Origin of the sequence: Terrimonas ferruginea DSM 30193 (assembly GCF_000425585.1) — a bacterium.
In the GTDB taxonomy this organism is placed as follows: Bacteria; Bacteroidota; Bacteroidia; order Chitinophagales; family Chitinophagaceae; genus Terrimonas; species Terrimonas ferruginea.
Genome location: NZ_AUDS01000018.1, coordinates 18495 through 34607 on the forward strand (window position 1 = coordinate 18495; position 16113 = coordinate 34607).

Genomic DNA, 16113 nt, shown 5'->3' on the forward strand with positions numbered 1-16113 from the left:
CAACAAAACTTATGAAGATGAAACCAACTCAGTCCCTGCTCAAATTTGGAGCAGTTGCTATTCTTTCCCTCACAATGGGCCTTACTTCCTGCGACAAAGATGATAATGATGACTTCAATTCGATTGATGTTGATGATTATTATCTGCTGACCTCCACCAATTCCCTGATAAAATACGATGGAGATAATCCTGGCCGCTCCGTTGCGACCACTGGTATTACCGGGCTGGCTTCAGGCGAATTGATTGTAAGTATAGACTTCAGACCTGGTACGGGACAGCTGTATGGTATCAGCAATGCCAGCAAACTTTATATCCTCAATACCAATACGGGTGCGACCACACAAGTTGGTACAACCGCCTTTAGTCCTGTATTAACTGGTACGAAAGTATCGATCGACTTCAATCCGGCGGCTGATCGTCTGCGTGTGATTACTGACAATGGTCAGAACCTGCGCATTCATCCTGAAACCGGCGCTGTTGCTGCTACGGATCCCGCTATCAACGGCGTGCCTTCTGCGTCTGTTACAGGTATTGCTTACACCAACAGCAAGGCAGGCACTACTTCCACTGAATTATACAATATCGAAGCCACTACCAAAAAACTCTACAAGCAGACAGATCCCAATGCAGGCACGCTGACAGAAGTTGGTTCGCTGAATGTAGATATTACAGGAAGTGCAGCTTTCGACATCAGCCCTGATAACGACGAAGCTGTTGCGGTGCTGAACACCAGCGGTGGAGCGGGTCTTTATACCATCAGCCTGAGCACCGGCCGTGCCAGCAAGGTCACAGATCTCGGCAATCAGACCATCATTGGTATAGCTATTCAGACTGATCCGGTAGCCTATGCCGTTGATCCATCCAACAACCTGATCATCTTTGATCCGACCGATCCAACGGACCGTGTGAATAAAACAACCAGCGGCATCAACAGCGGCGATATCATTGTGGGTATCGATCTGCGTCCGGCCAATGGCCAATTATTTGCCATGGGCTCCAATGGACGACTGTATTCGGTGAATACTGCAACAGGTGTGTTTACGCCTATCGGCGGAATCTTCCCCACACCATTGTCGGGCACTGAATTCGGATTTGACTTCAATCCGCAGGTAGACCGGATCCGTGTGGTAAGCAACAACCGCCAGAACCTGCGTTTGAACCCTAACGACGGATCGATTGCCGGTATTGACGGGATGATCAATCCAGGTACACCTGCAATTACTGCTGCGGCCTATACCAACAACTTTCCTGGTACAACCAGCACGGTATTATATGTAATCGATGCGGCCGCAGGCAAACTCTATCGCCAGGATCCCAACCCCGGTACACTGACCGAAGTTGGCGGATTGGGTAACACCTTTACCGGCAGCAATGGATTTGATATCGGTGGAAGAACAGGTGAAGCGTGGGCTTTGCTGACCAACAGCGGAACCACCTCAGTATATTCGATCAACCTTACAACAGGCCGTGCAGAGCGCAAAGGCAACCTGGGAACGACGGCTACGGCGTTTACGGTTGGCCTGGGCCAATGAGTTAATTTGAAGATTTGAAAATTTGATAATAAGGCGTGCCGGTTTTCCGGTGCGCTTTTTTTTAGTTATAAGTGGTAAGTGATAAGTTTTAAGTCTTTTGCGCCTTATGCGGCTTTGCGTGAAAATGACGCTACCTTTTCACACAAAGTAGCAAAGAAAGGAAGGCGCAAAGGTGGTTATGCAGTTTGAAGAAGCGAATCAGAGACCAAGGGGGATTCATCTATTTACGGTCCGTCTTCGGTCCCTGAGCTGGTCGAAGGGTTGAATTTTCCTCGCTCTTGACCGGAAGGCTGCGGATTCGTTATCCCATTGCTCATCGATGATGGTCAGGAGTTCGGGGCGTATATCCGGATAAATATGAGAAAGCTTATCGAGTATGGTAAGGGAAAAAGCTTTGGTAGCTGGTTTCTGTTGCGGATCAGTGACGAGGCGGAAGCAGGTGTCCATGATGATGCCGTGGTATTTTTCGGGCAGGGGTATGTCCTGCAGGAGGCGGAGGGTATTACGTCGCACGGCTTCGTGGATATTGGGTTTCTCCAGGTTCTTCAGCAACTTACCGAGGTGTTTGCCGACGAGTTTGGGATGGGCGATGGCGGCATAGGAGAGTGGCCAGGCAGCGCGCTGGATTACTTTGGGGTCTTCGTCATGCAGGAAGAGGTTTATTAACTGATCGAAGCGTTTTGAATCCTCTCCGATCCAATGGACAATTTTATCGCGTTGGGCTTTTGAATGTTCGGCTAGGAGGAGGGAGCGGAGCATGGGGCTAATTTGACGTCAATTCCTTAGCAATCGTTTCAGCCTGCTTCAACACTTCTTCCGTCGCCAGCATTTGCATGTCTGGAGGATAACCAAATTGACGTAAAATGCGTTTGACAGCCACTTTTAATTTTGCTTTTACACTTTCCTTGATATTCCAGTCGATAGTCGCATTTTGGCGTATGGTTTCCGTAAGAACGACTGCGAGTTCACGAAGTTTCTCATGCTGCATCAGTTGTTTGGCGCTGTCGTTATTCGCTACGGCTTTATAAAAGTAATATTCGTATTCAGTTAGGCCGCTTTTTTGAGGACCTTCTTTAACACTCACTACTTCCTTGCTAAGGTTGATAAGTTCTTCCAGCACTTCCGCAGCCGTAAGTATTTTATTATGGTATTTTCGGATGGATTGTTCCAGCATTTCCATCAGCGTTTTCCCTTCTACTATATTTCTCTTTGCAATAGCTTTGATCTCATCATTCAATAATTTCTTCAATACTTCCATTGCAATATTCTTGTGCTCCATGCCTTTTAGTTCCAAGAGGAAGTCTTCGGAAAGGATGGAGATATCCGGCTTCTTAATACCAGCGGCATCAAACACATCGATCACTTGTTCCGATACCAGTGCCTTATCGATTACCTGCCGAATAGTGGTTTCTATTTCCTCATTCGTTCTTCCAGACCCGGAACTGTCAAATTTGACTAATCTTGCTTTTACTGCTTGAAAAAAAGCTACTTCATCTTTGGCATCCATGGCCTGGTCATGCGGAATAGCGATCGCAAAAGCCTGGCTTAGTGCTGTTACCTCATCGATGTATCGCTTTTTGCCATTGTCCAAACCAAGAATATGATCTTCCGCAGCGAGGATCAGTGATAACTTGCGGGAAGTATCGGCTTCAAAAAAATCTTCGTATTTGAAGTCGTGATAAAGCTGGTTGATGACTTCTATTTTTTCCAACATCAACTGAACAGCTTGTTCCTGTAATATTGTCGGATCACCTTTGCCGCCGGCATCGGCATAGAAAGACAGGGCTTTTTTCAGATCCGAAGCGATGCCGAGGTAATCGACGATCAACCCGCCCGGTTTGTCTTTGTACACCCGGTTTACACGAGCAATGGCCTGCATCAGGTTGTGGCCTTTCATCGGTTTGTCGATGTACAATGTATGCATGCTCGGCGCATCAAATCCCGTAAGCCACATGTCCCGCACTATCACCAACTTCAGCTCATCATCGGGATTTTTCATACGGTCGGCGAGTTTCCGACGTTGCTCTTTAGTTGTGTGATGCTTTGAAATCAGAGCGCCTTCGGACGACGCTGCTGTCATGACTACTTTGATAGTGCCCTTGCTCAGATCGTCGGAATGCCATTGCGGTCGAAGTTGGATAATAGCATCATATAACTGGGCGGCAATGCGTCGGCTCATCGCTACGATCATGCCTTTGCCCTCAAATACGGTTTGCCGCTGTTCGAAGTGATTGACGATATCGTTAGCGATATTTTGTATTCTTTTTTCGCTGCCAATCAGTGCTTCGAGCTGTGTCCATTTGGCCTTGGCCTTTTGCGTATTAGTTAAATCTTCCTGATCCAACTCGTCATCCAGTTCTTTAACCAGCTCTTTGCCTTCTTCGCTCAGGTTTACTTTGGCCAGGCGACTTTCATAAAATATACGTACGGTGGCTCCGTCCTCTACAGCTTGTGCTATGTCGTAGATATCAACGTAATTTCCGAATACGGCTGGTGTATTTATATCGGTATTTTCGATTGGAGTGCCTGTGAAGCCCAAGTAGGTAGCATTGGGTAAAGCATCGCGCATATACTTGGCAAAACCGTACACGATCTTTTGTCCGGTTACATTACCATGGTAATCTTTCACCTCCTGTGTCTTGGCCTTGAGACCGTACTGCGTGCGGTGAGCTTCATCGGCAATAACAACGATGTTTCTTCGTTCCGAAAGTAGTTCATACACGTTGCCTTCTTCCGGCTGAAATTTTTGTATAGTTGTAAATACCACGCCGCCTGATGCCACGCGCAACAGTTCTTTGAGATGGTTGCGATCTTCGGCTTGTACGGGTTCTTGCCGAAGTAGCTGTTTGGAAGCAGCAAACGTATCAAACAACTGATCATCGAGATCGTTGCGATCAGTGATCACCAGGATAGTCGGGTTGTTCATCGCCAGCACGATCTTGCCCGTATAAAATACCATCGACAGCGATTTGCCGCTGCCCTGTGTATGCCAAACTACACCACCTTTGCGGTCGCCAATGGGTTGGCTTTTTACACTGGCTATGCCGTAATGCTCTGGATCTTCTTCTGCACTGCTTTCAGGTGTTCCTTCATCTACATCGAGACCAGCAGCACGAAGGGTAGAGGCTACAGCGCGGTTGACGGCGTAATATTGGTGATAAGCGGCCAGTTTCTTTACGGTGGTAATACTGGTAATGCCTGTTTGAGGATCTTCTTTCTTTGACTTTTCAAACACGATGAAATGCCGAAGCAAATCGATCAACGTTTCTTTGTTCAGCATCCCCTGGATCAGCGTTTCCAACTGGCTTACTAGATGGGATGCTTCCACTTTGCCATCGGCCGACTTCCAGGCCATGTAGCGGCTGAGTCCGGCAGAAAGGGAGCCTACACGCGCCTCCAGTCCATCAGAGATCACGACGAATCCGTTATAGGTAAATAACCCCGGAATAATATTTTTATACGTGTCTACCTGCCGGTGTGCCGAATCAATGGTGGCCTTTTCGTCGCCTGCATTCTTTAGTTCCATCAGCACCAACGGTATGCCGTTGATGAACAACAATACGTCAGGGCGTTTGTTATGACCGTTTTCTATAATGGTAAACTGGTTAACAACCAGGAACTCGTTGTTATGTGGGTTGTCGAAATCGATGAGCCAAACCCGGTCGCCACGTTCTTCTCCATCTTTTTGTATGGTCACGGATATACCTTCGGTCAGCAGGCGATGAAAGGTTTCGTTGTTGGCGATAAGCTCGGGTGACGCGATACGTTGTATTTCGCGGATAGCTTCTTGCTGCGCATCAGCGGGCAGGGCAGGGTTGATGCGGCGCACGGCCTCTTGCAAACGATCCAACAGCAGCACCTGTTCAAAGCTGCTGCGCTCAGGTGTTTCGCTATCGGGTGCTATATCAGGGCCGTAGATGTATTCGTAACCGAGGGTTTCGAGCCTTTCGATGGCGAGTTGTTCGATATGGTTTTCGGAGATGGGTGGCATACTGGTTGGCTACTGTATACTGACTGAAAGTTGGCAAAGGCTTGGTTACGGCTCCTTCCTACAGATTAAAGTTTTATGTAAAAAGTATTGATTGAGTAGTCGCTTTTGATCCTTTCAGCTTATATTGGTTTGTCTTTTTTTCTTTAACGATCTCTATAAAGTCCAATTTCTTTAAATAATTGTTCAACTTTTGAGCGGTCCAGTCCAATGCTAATTTAGCCAGTAATTCTTTAGCGGTCAAGGCACGTCCGTCGATTGCCAGACGTATTTTGGTATCTAAGGAGTCCGATTCATCAGGCTCCTGAACCATAGAAACCGGCTGCGATTCTAACACCGGATATGCTTTTGCAATTTCACGTCCGCTAAAGTCAACCGGGACAGCGCCTTTTTCGATCAGGATATTGTTTGCATTCTTTTCAGCAGCTTCAGGCTTACGCACATAAATTTTTCTTCCTTTTCTTAAACCATCGATCACACCAGACCATGTGCCCCCTTTTTCTGATGATTCCGCTACATAAATTTCATCGGCGAGGCCATAGATGATCGGGTTTCTTGCCATCGCCAGCTCGGTTTTCCAGGGTGCTTTAGGGAAAAATGTGCTCACAACCAGTACATCGCCATTAATGATCTGACTGTAGTAGGTTTTGAATCCTGATGCAAAGGTCATGATGCCTTGTGGCAATACAATAACGCTCTGCCCTTTGTACTTGATCGCAGAGTCTAAGGCCTGTTTATCTACTCCCTTTGCAAAACCGCTTACGACCACTTTATAATCTATGCTGGCCTTTTTTGCGACATTATCTGTGAATGCTAAAGATTTTTCAGATGCCGCCCTTGATCCGACTATCGCGATGGACTGTTCATTAAGGATTTTTTTATTGCCTTTCACATAAAGTACAGCAGGAGCGTGGGCAGTCTTTAAATTTTTCTTTAGTGTTTTCGAATACTCAGGCGATGTAATGGGGATTATTTCGTATCCCTGGCTTAAGAAAGATTCTGCAAGAAATGCATTACTGGCCAATTCAGCTTTAGCCTGTTTCAGATCTGTTACTTGTTTGTCATCTAATAAGTACGTCTTTCTCCAATCGTATTCTGAAAGACTAAAGAAATCAATAATGGAAATTTGATTCTCGTGGAAGAATTTTATGATGAGGTTGTTGATTTTAAGATGGCCCCATTTCGGCAAATGTGCCAGTGCGATCCAATATGCTGCTTCGTTTGTCATATATTATACAATATCACCCCCAACTGTTTTCGCTATTACAACCGGTGCGATGCGGGCTGCCCCAAAATTAGTCAAAACTTTGCCAATCTCCTTGATTGTAGCTCCGCTATCGAATACATCATCGATAAGCAGAATGCTTTTACCTTCTATCTCCACAGGCTCTTTATACGTGAATGAATTTCTGACATTTTCACTTTTAAGCGGTGCGTTTTCGAAGATCTTTTGCGCTGCTGTAGCCCTTAGTTTTACAAGATTGTGAGAAACGGGTATTTTCAACACCGCGGCAAACTTTACTGCAAAATTCTTTACCAGGTCGCCGGACGATGTTGGCGGTACATATACAACCAAATCAAATTGTTCCTGCCCAAAGCGTTTCCGAAATGCTTTCAGTACCAGTTTCAACAAAAAATCAGGAAAATCACCTCCCTGCTCATATTTACAGCGGTGAATCGCTGCGCCTACATTTGATACACCGTAATAGGATGCAGCCACCCCATTGACCATGTTCGATTTGCTGGATTCAACCTCCAGCTTAGGAAAATAGCTTTCTCTGAAAGCGCTCAGCTTTTGTACCCATTCGGGACTGCTATTTACGATGATCTTTTTTTCTCCCGTATTATCACAGTTTGTAAAGGCATGGTCAGCAGTATCACCCAGGTAATCGCATAAAAATTTCATACGTGAACCGGTAGTCGCTACATAAGCGATCATACTATCGAGCTCCTTCAATTTGGCCTCGCGAAGCGCTTCAAATGCCTGTGTATTCAAGGGCGGTGAGTTGGGAATAAATTCATATTTCTTATACCCTCCGATCATTACTTCCCTGATAATGCCCTGCTCCACCAGGTCTGCTTTAATTACTCTTATAGGTGTTTGCTTTAAATTGGTTCGCTTCATTAGTTCCTGCTGGCCAAGCAATTCGGTTTTTATGGCGGCGATCACCCTTTCGTATTTTTTTACCGATGGTTTGCCACCCTCAATAAAAGATTCGGGAAGTTTCTTGTCTTCAGGGTTATAAAACAAAATGATCGTAGAAGGCTCCCCATCTCTTCCTGCACGGCCGATTTCCTGGTAATAGTGTATGGGTGATTGCGGGATCTGGGTATGAATGATGAAGCGGATGTCAGGCTTATCGATGCCCATTCCAAGCGCGTTGGTAGAAATAATGCATTTCCACTCGTTTTTCATTAATCCGTTTTCAATGGCTATTCTCGATTCTGCATCCAGCCCTGCGTTGTAGCCTGTTGATGAAATACCCAGGTATTCAAACCATTTTGAATAGATCTCCGTGTCAACCCTGGTGCCCGTGTATAAAACACCCGATCCGGGGAGACGAGGTATATTCTCGCCCAGCCACATGAGTTTTTCATCTTCCGAATTGACCTTTACTACAAACAACCTGAAATTTTCCCGCATCAGGTTTCCCCGGATGGTGCTAATGTTTTTTCCTATTTGCTGAACGATATCCTGTTCAACCCGTTTGGTTGCTGTGGCTGTGGTTGCCAACACGGGGAGAGCTTGGGGGAGCAATTTTACCAGGTTGATGATCCGTTTGAAGGCGGGCCTGAAATCATGCCCCCAAACAGAAATGCAATGGGCTTCATCAATCACCACCATCGAGAGGTTCATTTGCTGCGTGGCTTCGATCCATTCGTTGTTTTCCTGCCGTTCGGGTGCTATATAGAGGATTTTAACCTTGCCTTGTTTGGCTTCGTTTATGATCTGGCTGTTTTGTTCGGGTGTTTGCTCGCTGTTGATGCATTTTGCAGAAATTCCTAGTGAGGTGAGCTTTTTTACCTGGTCGCGCATCAGGGCTATGAGCGGAGAAAATATAACGGTGGTACCATCAAATACCGATGCCGGGAACTGGAAGCATAAGGATTTGCCAAAGCCGGTTTTTTCGATCAGCAGCACTTTTTCGCCACGCAGGATTTTTTCTATGGCCTGCCATTGCTCGTCATAGAACTTCGGAAGCCTGAAAGTTTTTTGTAAAACTATTTCTGCTTCTTGCCTGGTCATGTTAGAGGTGAGTGATTAAAGAAATAGCATCTTGGGTGTTGACGATTCGATTGTTTTCTCTGCCTGTAGAAGGAGTTTTGGCTACGAATATATGACTGGGATATGCCCGCACGGCTGCTTCTATTTTCGGGTTGTCGCGGCAGGCACATATAACAAAGTCGCATCCGTGGCCTTGCATTTCTGCGAGCAATTTTTTTAGAGATCCATCACCTTTGATATAATCTCCCATACCTATGATGCCTACTTTCTTGCCGTCTTTCTGAAGAATATCGAACACATCTTCAAAATCGGGTTTTCCTAGAATGCGGAAATGTCCCGGTATCTGTACATAACTATTCCCTAATAAGAAGCAATAAGTTATGTTAATAGTGTGGGATTTGCCGGTATTTTCACTGCCTGTGAGTGCTATTACTTTCATTGTTATTTATTGAGTATTAAATCCAACCAGTGGCTTCAGGAGCTCTGTTAAATAAGTTTTGCAATACGGGGTGGTGATCTCTTTGGCGAATCATCTCTCTCCAAACAGTTTGATGATGTTCTTCTTTTATGTTTTTTATCATTTCATCCAATTGATTCTGATCAACACCCAAATCTCTGTGTGTGATATAATCAGAGAGCCTGCTTCTAAAATTACTAAAGGCAAGCTTTCTTGCTTTAACTAAATAAGATCTTGAATTTAACCCCAATATTTTAATAGTGTATGTAGCTCTCACGTTGTCTTTTTCAGCAGTATTTGCTTCAACTGGCACAAAGAAAAAAGACCTGTTTATATCAAGAAAAAGAAACTTAAGAGGGTTTTCATCTCTGGGATTAATCAATACGGCGTCGCCATCTTCAGGTGCCACAATGGTAGCGTCTTTCTCTCTTATAAGTTCTAAGTACGTATCGTCCTCCCGTTTAAATATAGCATACTTATTATTCTTTGGTCCATTGCATGTACCGCAAGCATAGCAATAATTTCCCCACACAAAACATTTGTCAGGGTACCAGTCTTTGGGATATATATGCTCTACCTCATCAGCCTTACTATCTTCACAATAATTGCAACGTTCTGGTCCGCAACACATGACATTAAGCTGTTTTTTAACTTCATCAAATGTTGCATTTCCTTTCCTATTATAAGACTTAAATTTACTTTTGGCTTCTTCAACTCGCTCTGCGTAAGTTGCTTTTCCATTTACCAAGTTTTGATACTCAAGTAACTTAGCAGAGGCAGTAGCATCGATGCCTGCATCATTCAGTTGTATCATTACTTGGCATTATTGATTTTAATTCATTGAGTCTGTTATTATCGCTTTCTGTGATCTCTCCTTTAAATGACTTCAGTGCCAATTGGGCCATCTCCGTTGCTAGTTCTTGCCCACTCTGTGATTGTGTAATATTCGTACCAAAGAGCTCTGTTCCATAAGCATCTAATAAATCTCCGTACAATAATCGTTCTTTATCTGTTCCTGTTACTTCTCCCGATTCTTGCTCAGAACCTGGTGCTCTAAGCCTCCAGATTGTCCCCCTTTCTGATGCACGACAAATTAAAGGACTATGTGTGGTTACAATAAATTGAATTTTCGGGAATACTTTAGTGAACCATTCTCCTATTCTAGCTTGCCATGTAGGATGCAAGTGAGCGTCTATTTCATCAATTAATACTACACCAGGTAATTCTATAGAATATTCACCTTGTTCAAAATTTTTGAAAACAGTAGGTGAGCCATAAGCCCGAACTAATTGTCTTATCAATTCAAAGGTCAGGCTTAAAATTGAACGATATCCATCACTCATTTGTGTTACATCAACCTTGTTATTGTTACCATCAATAAAAAAAACACCTTCGCTACTGATTGAATCCAATTTTGCTCGATGAGGTAATAGGCCCCCTTCATTTAAAAAAGATTTAAGAGCTTCAAGTATAGATGCTTCAGGATTATTTCCAGAACTGGAATTATGACCTTTTTCTAATGTCTTAATATGTAAGTCTTTTAACCAATCAATAGCTTCTGTTAATGCAACATCTTCACCAAATACAGACAAATGAGCTGCAGTTCGAGGATCAGAATAGTATACTTTCATCCATTCTTTTTCTCCACCTGTAAATCGCCTAAAAGGACCAAAAGCACAAGAGAACCAACCGGTAGTATTGCTCCAAATATTTTCTCGCGGAGCTCCTTTATTACCTTCTAAAATATAACCATTATCTTTTTTTACTAATGTAATTGTAGCATCAAAAGGCTTCTTTCTTGGCGCACTTCGACCAATTTTGCTGTCATATTCACTTTTTGTGACAAGTAGCTTTACTTCTCCGGGATCTTCCGTATTTTTTTTAACCCAATCATTTAAATTAAGACGTAGTGCTTTTGAATCGCTTGGTCCAATTATACCTAAGGCAATAGATCGAACAATAGTAGATTTGCCAGCGCCATTATCGCCTATTATGACATGCCAGCCAGCCGGATTATTAAATGTCATTTCAAATTTTGAAATGGAGCGTACATTTTGAATTATTACCTTATTTAGATACATATTCTTATTTCGTTAATTTCTTTTTTGAATAAATTTTAGCATAACTACTTAAGGCTAAAATTTATTTATTACTTCCCCATCAACCTCTCCAGCCGTTCCATCATCTCATCCTTCTCCTTCAGCATTCGCTCATAAAGGGCAATCTTCTCCTCGTGCAATTTGATGAGCTGATCAATGGGGTGAAATGTTGGATTATTGTTGACGACAGCGGCGTTGTCATTGAAAGTACTGGAAATAACAGTTATTGCCTGCTCCTCATCAAAATTCTGAAAAGCTTCTACCGGTATTTTCAGCGCAGAGGAAATTTGCTGCAGAAGCGGCAGCTCGATGCTTTCCTTCTGCTCCAGCAGCGAGATCTTTTTCTGGTTCCAGTCTTCGCCGAGTTCGGAGGCTAGGGCTTCCTGCTTGATGCCCAGCATTTCGCGGAAACGCTTAACGTTGCGGCCCTCATGTACTTGTTTCATAACGGTTGAGTTTGTCATCGGGCTAATTTACAGTTTTTTTGTATCGGTAGGTAGTGTTTTCAACGGGTAAAATACCCCGTTTTTTCACTGTTTTATCCCAGGCGGGAATAGTTTATCCTTTCCGGTTTTGCGTGCTTTGGGTTAAAAATCAGCAATTATGGATAAGCACACTAGAAAGACACGCAAGATGACCGTATGCAATTTCGGTGGGAATCGTTCGATAGGTATGGAGACATTTTCGGAGTTAAGGCTGCGCGGAAAATGGCTTAAAGATGCCGGCTTTGAGGGCGGCCATGTCGTTACCATCGAGTGCAATCCGCAAGAACTGATCATCCGCACCGACGGCACCCGCAAGTACAATTAATTGCACGAAAGGGTAGGGGACAACCTTATCCTTTCGTTTTTACGCTTATTTCTCCGCTCATGAGTTTGGGCAGCAGGGTGTTGCGGAGGGTGGTGAGGGTGCGGATTTGGGTTTCATTCAATTCAATTTTATCATCAATTGGCTTTGCTAAATTTTGAAATCGCAAAATGGTTTCCTCATCAGGTCTTACTATATCAAGTCCTTCTAAGTCCGATTTACTTATTGAACCAAAAATAGTTCCTGTTTCATTGAACTGTTTAATATCGTCCATTAAAGATTTTATCTTGTAATAGGTATAGCTATAAAAAGAATTGTCTTTCTTATAACTAAATGCAGCTACACCACGACCTATGCAGCATTTTTCATTTGCCATATTCTGTTCACCTACAGGAGCCCTTACACTGATTAATGTATCGTTTTTTTTTGCAAATCTCTTAGGATCGGTAGTGAAAACTCTGTTTGAAGGAAATCTGAAGCCAAAATCTGCATTGCCTTGATACATCGGGATACCAGTTCCGTCTTCGTTGTAACTCTCGCCAGGAGGTGATGCTCCCATTGTAAAATCAAATTCATCAGCTAATTTTTCTACTTTCCATTCATCCTTCGCTTCCTCTACAAACCACTGCCTGAAAAGGGTTTCAGCCATTTTTTCGAGCGTGGCATTCTGGCGGTGCAGTAGGTCTATTTTGTCATCCAGGCTGCTGAGGATGGATGCAATGGCTTTTTGTTCGGGGAGAGATGGAAGCGTTAAAATAAGGTCATCAAATGCTTGTTTTGGAACCCTTTGTCTGCCGGATGTGCCATCTAAATTAATCTCAGCATGATCCCGAACGTCAGTCCATCTGGATAAGTAGTAAACAAAATCTGTATCAGAGACCTTGTCTTTACCCCTAAAAACGTGAAATTCTGTAGAACCTAATCCGATACCATTTTTAAGGTTCTTAACCTGGCATATTTTGCCATTTTCAAGACAGGGTGTAATCCTTGCAAAGAGTGTATCTCTTTCCTGAAATCTGCTTCCCCCCGATGGCATCCTCTCCTGTGATGGTTCACAGTACCTTTTTCCATCTTCCAGATCCTTCATTTCAACAAAAGAAATAGCTTCATCCTTTTTTAAAGATACCGTGGGATTAACCAATACGAAATCCGAAAATATATATTCCTTCCATTTACTCATTTGCCTTCTTCTTTTTTGTATGCTGATCCACTAAATGGCAATGCTGGTACCATCCTTAGTGTCCTCGAAATCCAGGTCTTTTCTAAAACGTATAGATTTTACAGAAGTATTGGGATTCATGAATGACAGCACCCGACTATAGCTTTATTTTCTTCAGGTTGTCAGCTATTATCTTATTCAGCTTCGCCTCTTCCTTCAACTGCTCATCAAGTTCAGCCTGCAATGCCGTAAAACGTTCTGCAAAGTTAAAGTCATCCTCTTCATCGGGCAGACCTACATAACGGCCAGGCGTCAATACATAATCGAGCGAGGCTACCTTTTCAATAGGAGCCGTTGCGCAAAAGCCGGGAACGTCGCTATATTTCCCATCCTTGTTCCGCCAGTTGTGGTAGGTGTCGGTAATCTGCTTAATGTCGTCCTTTGATAGTTCGCGGGTACGGCGGTTGATCAAATGACCGAGATTACGGGCATCGATGAACAATATTTCCTTGCTGCGGTCACGGAATTTGCCGTGGCCTGCTGAGCCTGTCGAAGTACGATTACGGCTCATCAACCACAAAGCGGCCGGTATCTGCGTATTGAGAAAGAGCTTCGCTGGCAGGTTAACAATACAGTCGATCAGCCCGGCTTCCACCAGCGCCTTACGTATCTCGCCTTCACCACTTGTCTTTGAGGTTAATGCACCTTTCGCCAAAACAACACCGGCCTGGCCGCTGGGAGCCAGGTGATAAATGAAATGCTGCAGCCATCCAAAGTTGGCATTGCCCACGGGTGGCGTGCCATATTGCCAGCGTCCATCGCTGCGGAGGAGTTCGCCTCCCCAGTCGCTGACGTTGAAGGGTGGGTTAGCAATGATGTAATCAGCTTTGAGGTCTTTGTGCGCATCATTCAGAAAAGAACCTTCGCTGTTCCATTTTACCTGCGAACTGTCAATTCCTCTAATAGCAAGGTTCATTTTGGCCAGGCGCCAGGTGGTCTGGTTGCTTTCCTGTCCATAAATGGATATATCATTGATACGACCCTGGTGGTCTTCCACGAATTTTTCAGACTGCACAAACATCCCGCCTGATCCGCAGCAAGGGTCGAATACACGGCCCTTGTACGGTTCCAGCATTTCAACCAGCAACTCCACCACGCTGCGTGGCGTATAGAACTGTCCGCCTTTCTTGCCTTCAGCCAGGGCAAACTCTCCAAGGAAGTACTCAAATACATGCCCCAGCACATCGGCGCTGCGGGCTTTGACCGTACCCAAGGCAATATTGCTGATCAGATCGATCAGTTCGCCGAGACTGGTGGGGTCGAGGTTTTGACGGGCAAATACTTTGGGCAATACACCTTTAAGAGAGGAGTTTTCTCTTTCAATTGCATCCATGGCGTCGTCCACGATTTTGCCGATGGTGCTTTGCTTGGCACTGTTCTTCAGAAAATTCCACCGTGCGGAAGGAGGTACGAAGAATACATTGTCCGCTTTATATTCGTCACGGTCTTCCGGATCGGCACCTTTCTTTACCTCGTCTTGTAGTTTGGCATATTGCACTTCAAAGGCATCGGAGATGTATTTGAGGAAAATAAGACCGAGCACAATGTGTTTATATTCGGCTGCGTCGATGTTTTTACGAAGTTTATCGGCAGCTTTCCAGAGTTGTTTCTCAAGGGGTTCTTCGGTCGTTGTCTTTTGTTTGGCCATTCGTCTATACTAATTAGTTGGTATTGCTTTTTATATCTTTTTTTTCGATATATATTGTCAGTTCATCAAGAGAAAGAACTCTATCGTAGTCACTCTTTACTTTACCCAATTTACAATCTTCGCTGATAAGCTTTAAAAAGGTACTGAAGTCTGAGTTTTCAGTTGCTAAACGATTAACTGTATCCCAGTCGATTTCCGTATTAACTCTGGCTGGAAACAATATTTCACTTTCGTAGATGTTTTCACAGTTAATTTTGATAAGTCCTATGCCAAAGGCATTATTTAGTCTACGTATCTCATCCAGCAGTGACAGATCATCTTCCAGATTTAGTGTAACCAAATATCCTTCATTTGCCCAGCTTGAGTTAGAGACTGCTTGAAAATAAGCTTCCCGAAGGTTCGAAAAACTAATCTTTGTTTTGATCTCAAATGAAAACAACTTTATCGCACTAATTGATAAATGACTCTGAATATCAAGTGTCTCTTGCTTATAGTCTCTGAAAGGGAAGTAAACACCTACCAAATCGGGATGGAGCCACTCATTTCGCCCTTTGGTGCCTCTAATTGAATTTTCATGAAAGATTGTTTTTACGTTGGCTTTAAAATGGGGATCGCCATAGGTATAAGCCGCTAACAACGGGTGGAGAAGGCGCTCATTGAATTTCTTTAACTCCCTTTCTTCTTTTTGTACGAATGCTTCGTCCTGCTCCTTTTGTACTTTGTTAAGATCGATTTTCGTTATTAAACGTCGAAGGAAAAACTGCGCGGGCCGCTCGCTAGTTTGAATAATGGTTGAGTTTTCTCCAGCTCTTTGTATATCGGTATAGCAATAAGCACCTATGGTCGCCCACGGCGTTTTACCTGTAGAAACAAAATCTCCAATTGTACCAATCTGATGTGCCGTGTCCCATATTTCTTTGGGAGAAAGAGGTGTTTCAACTTCTGACAAAGTTTTTACAATGATATCCCAAAAGGTGGTTTTAGGCATAATAAGTAGTTCTAGGTTTTGTACTAACGATACTAATCAGTTGATTAACCATTTCGTATGATTTGGCGTTGCGAAGGTTCTCAACACTTGCCTGTAGTACGACCATTTATAGTCTCGGGTGACAAATTTAGCTTTTTTGTCGCCATGTT

13 protein-coding genes are annotated in these 16113 nt (G+C 43.9%); 2 read left to right on the forward strand and 11 right to left on the reverse strand.

Going from position 1 to position 16113, the window contains the following annotated elements; all coding sequences use genetic code 11:
* Nucleotides 1-17 precede the first annotated feature (17 nt).
* Nucleotides 18-1532, forward strand: coding sequence for a DUF4394 domain-containing protein (locus tag H608_RS0106480; protein ID WP_081658817.1), 1515 nt, complete (start codon nucleotides 18-20; stop codon nucleotides 1530-1532).
* Nucleotides 1533-1748: 216 nt separating this feature from the next.
* On the opposite strand, the gene H608_RS24335 is transcribed toward H608_RS0106480, so the two are convergent.
* From H608_RS24335 to H608_RS0106520, 8 genes are all read right to left on the reverse strand, one after another.
* Nucleotides 1749-2291, reverse strand: a complete 543-nt coding sequence (locus H608_RS24335) for a hypothetical protein (protein ID WP_071836926.1) — start codon at nucleotides 2289-2291, stop codon at nucleotides 1749-1751.
* Between the two features lie 4 nt (nucleotides 2292-2295).
* On the reverse strand, nucleotides 2296-5523 hold the full coding sequence (locus tag H608_RS0106490; protein ID WP_028786960.1) for a type I restriction endonuclease subunit R: 3228 nt from the start codon (nucleotides 5521-5523) through the stop codon (nucleotides 2296-2298).
* A 73-nt stretch (nucleotides 5524-5596) separates the two neighbouring features.
* A complete protein-coding gene (locus H608_RS0106495) occupies nucleotides 5597-6748 on the reverse strand; it encodes a DNA-processing protein DprA (RefSeq protein ID WP_028786961.1) in 1152 nt (383 codons plus the stop codon).
* A 3-nt stretch (nucleotides 6749-6751) separates the two neighbouring features.
* Nucleotides 6752-8767 carry a RecQ family ATP-dependent DNA helicase gene (locus H608_RS0106500; RefSeq protein ID WP_028786962.1) on the reverse strand — a complete coding sequence of 672 codons (2016 nt, stop codon included), beginning with the start codon at nucleotides 8765-8767 and terminating at the stop codon, nucleotides 6752-6754.
* Between the two features lies 1 nt (nucleotide 8768).
* Complete coding sequence (locus H608_RS0106505) at nucleotides 8769-9185, reverse strand: hypothetical protein (protein ID WP_028786963.1); 417 nt, start codon at nucleotides 9183-9185, stop codon at nucleotides 8769-8771.
* 16 nt (nucleotides 9186-9201) lie between these two features.
* Nucleotides 9202-10017, reverse strand: a complete 816-nt coding sequence (locus H608_RS0106510; RefSeq protein WP_028786964.1) for an HNH endonuclease family protein — start codon at nucleotides 10015-10017, stop codon at nucleotides 9202-9204.
* Complete coding sequence (locus H608_RS0106515) at nucleotides 10001-11284, reverse strand: AAA family ATPase (RefSeq protein ID WP_028786965.1); 1284 nt, start codon at nucleotides 11282-11284, stop codon at nucleotides 10001-10003. The genes H608_RS0106510 and H608_RS0106515 overlap by 17 nt, the downstream gene beginning before the upstream one ends.
* Before the next feature lie 68 nt (nucleotides 11285-11352).
* A complete protein-coding gene (locus H608_RS0106520; RefSeq protein WP_245565732.1) occupies nucleotides 11353-11748 on the reverse strand; it encodes a helix-turn-helix domain-containing protein in 396 nt (131 codons plus the stop codon).
* A gap of 157 nt (nucleotides 11749-11905) precedes the next feature.
* On the opposite strand from H608_RS0106520, the gene H608_RS24030 reads away from it, so the two are divergent.
* Nucleotides 11906-12112 carry a SymE family type I addiction module toxin gene (locus tag H608_RS24030; RefSeq protein ID WP_071836927.1) on the forward strand — a complete coding sequence of 69 codons (207 nt, stop codon included), beginning with the start codon at nucleotides 11906-11908 and terminating at the stop codon, nucleotides 12110-12112.
* A gap of 25 nt (nucleotides 12113-12137) precedes the next feature.
* Here the strand turns inward: H608_RS24030 and H608_RS21505 are convergent, their stop codons facing one another.
* From H608_RS21505 to H608_RS0106540, 3 genes are all read right to left on the reverse strand, one after another.
* Nucleotides 12138-13289, reverse strand: coding sequence for a restriction endonuclease subunit S (locus H608_RS21505; RefSeq protein WP_038007508.1), 1152 nt, complete (start codon nucleotides 13287-13289; stop codon nucleotides 12138-12140).
* A gap of 136 nt (nucleotides 13290-13425) precedes the next feature.
* Nucleotides 13426-14976: a type I restriction-modification system subunit M gene (locus tag H608_RS0106535; RefSeq protein ID WP_028786968.1), complete on the reverse strand. Its 1551-nt coding sequence runs from the start codon at nucleotides 14974-14976 to the stop codon at nucleotides 13426-13428.
* A 13-nt stretch (nucleotides 14977-14989) separates the two neighbouring features.
* Complete coding sequence (locus H608_RS0106540; protein ID WP_038007511.1) at nucleotides 14990-15964, reverse strand: HTH domain-containing protein; 975 nt, start codon at nucleotides 15962-15964, stop codon at nucleotides 14990-14992.
* Nucleotides 15965-16113: the final 149 nt, after the last annotated feature.

What these genes read in the sequence shown, in the direction of transcription:
- H608_RS0106480 (WP_081658817.1), top strand. Translation starts at nt 18, where the DNA reads ATGAAACCAACTCAGTCCCTGCTCAAATTTGGAGCAGTTGCTATTCTT.
- H608_RS24335 (WP_071836926.1), bottom strand. Translation starts at nt 2,291, where the DNA reads ATGCTCCGCTCCCTCCTCCTAGCCGAACATTCAAAAGCCCAACGCGAT.
- H608_RS0106490 (WP_028786960.1), bottom strand. Translation starts at nt 5,523, where the DNA reads ATGCCACCCATCTCCGAAAACCATATCGAACAACTCGCCATCGAAAGG.
- H608_RS0106495 (WP_028786961.1), bottom strand. Translation starts at nt 6,748, where the DNA reads ATGACAAACGAAGCAGCATATTGGATCGCACTGGCACATTTGCCGAAA.
- H608_RS0106500 (WP_028786962.1), bottom strand. Translation starts at nt 8,767, where the DNA reads ATGACCAGGCAAGAAGCAGAAATAGTTTTACAAAAAACTTTCAGGCTT.
- H608_RS0106505 (WP_028786963.1), bottom strand. Translation starts at nt 9,185, where the DNA reads ATGAAAGTAATAGCACTCACAGGCAGTGAAAATACCGGCAAATCCCAC.
- H608_RS0106510 (WP_028786964.1), bottom strand. Translation starts at nt 10,017, where the DNA reads ATGATACAACTGAATGATGCAGGCATCGATGCTACTGCCTCTGCTAAG.
- H608_RS0106515 (WP_028786965.1), bottom strand. Translation starts at nt 11,284, where the DNA reads ATGTATCTAAATAAGGTAATAATTCAAAATGTACGCTCCATTTCAAAA.
- H608_RS0106520 (WP_245565732.1), bottom strand. Translation starts at nt 11,748, where the DNA reads ATGAAACAAGTACATGAGGGCCGCAACGTTAAGCGTTTCCGCGAAATG.
- H608_RS24030 (WP_071836927.1), top strand. Translation starts at nt 11,906, where the DNA reads ATGGATAAGCACACTAGAAAGACACGCAAGATGACCGTATGCAATTTC.
- H608_RS21505 (WP_038007508.1), bottom strand. Translation starts at nt 13,289, where the DNA reads ATGAGTAAATGGAAGGAATATATATTTTCGGATTTCGTATTGGTTAAT.
- H608_RS0106535 (WP_028786968.1), bottom strand. Translation starts at nt 14,976, where the DNA reads ATGGCCAAACAAAAGACAACGACCGAAGAACCCCTTGAGAAACAACTC.
- H608_RS0106540 (WP_038007511.1), bottom strand. Translation starts at nt 15,964, where the DNA reads ATGCCTAAAACCACCTTTTGGGATATCATTGTAAAAACTTTGTCAGAA.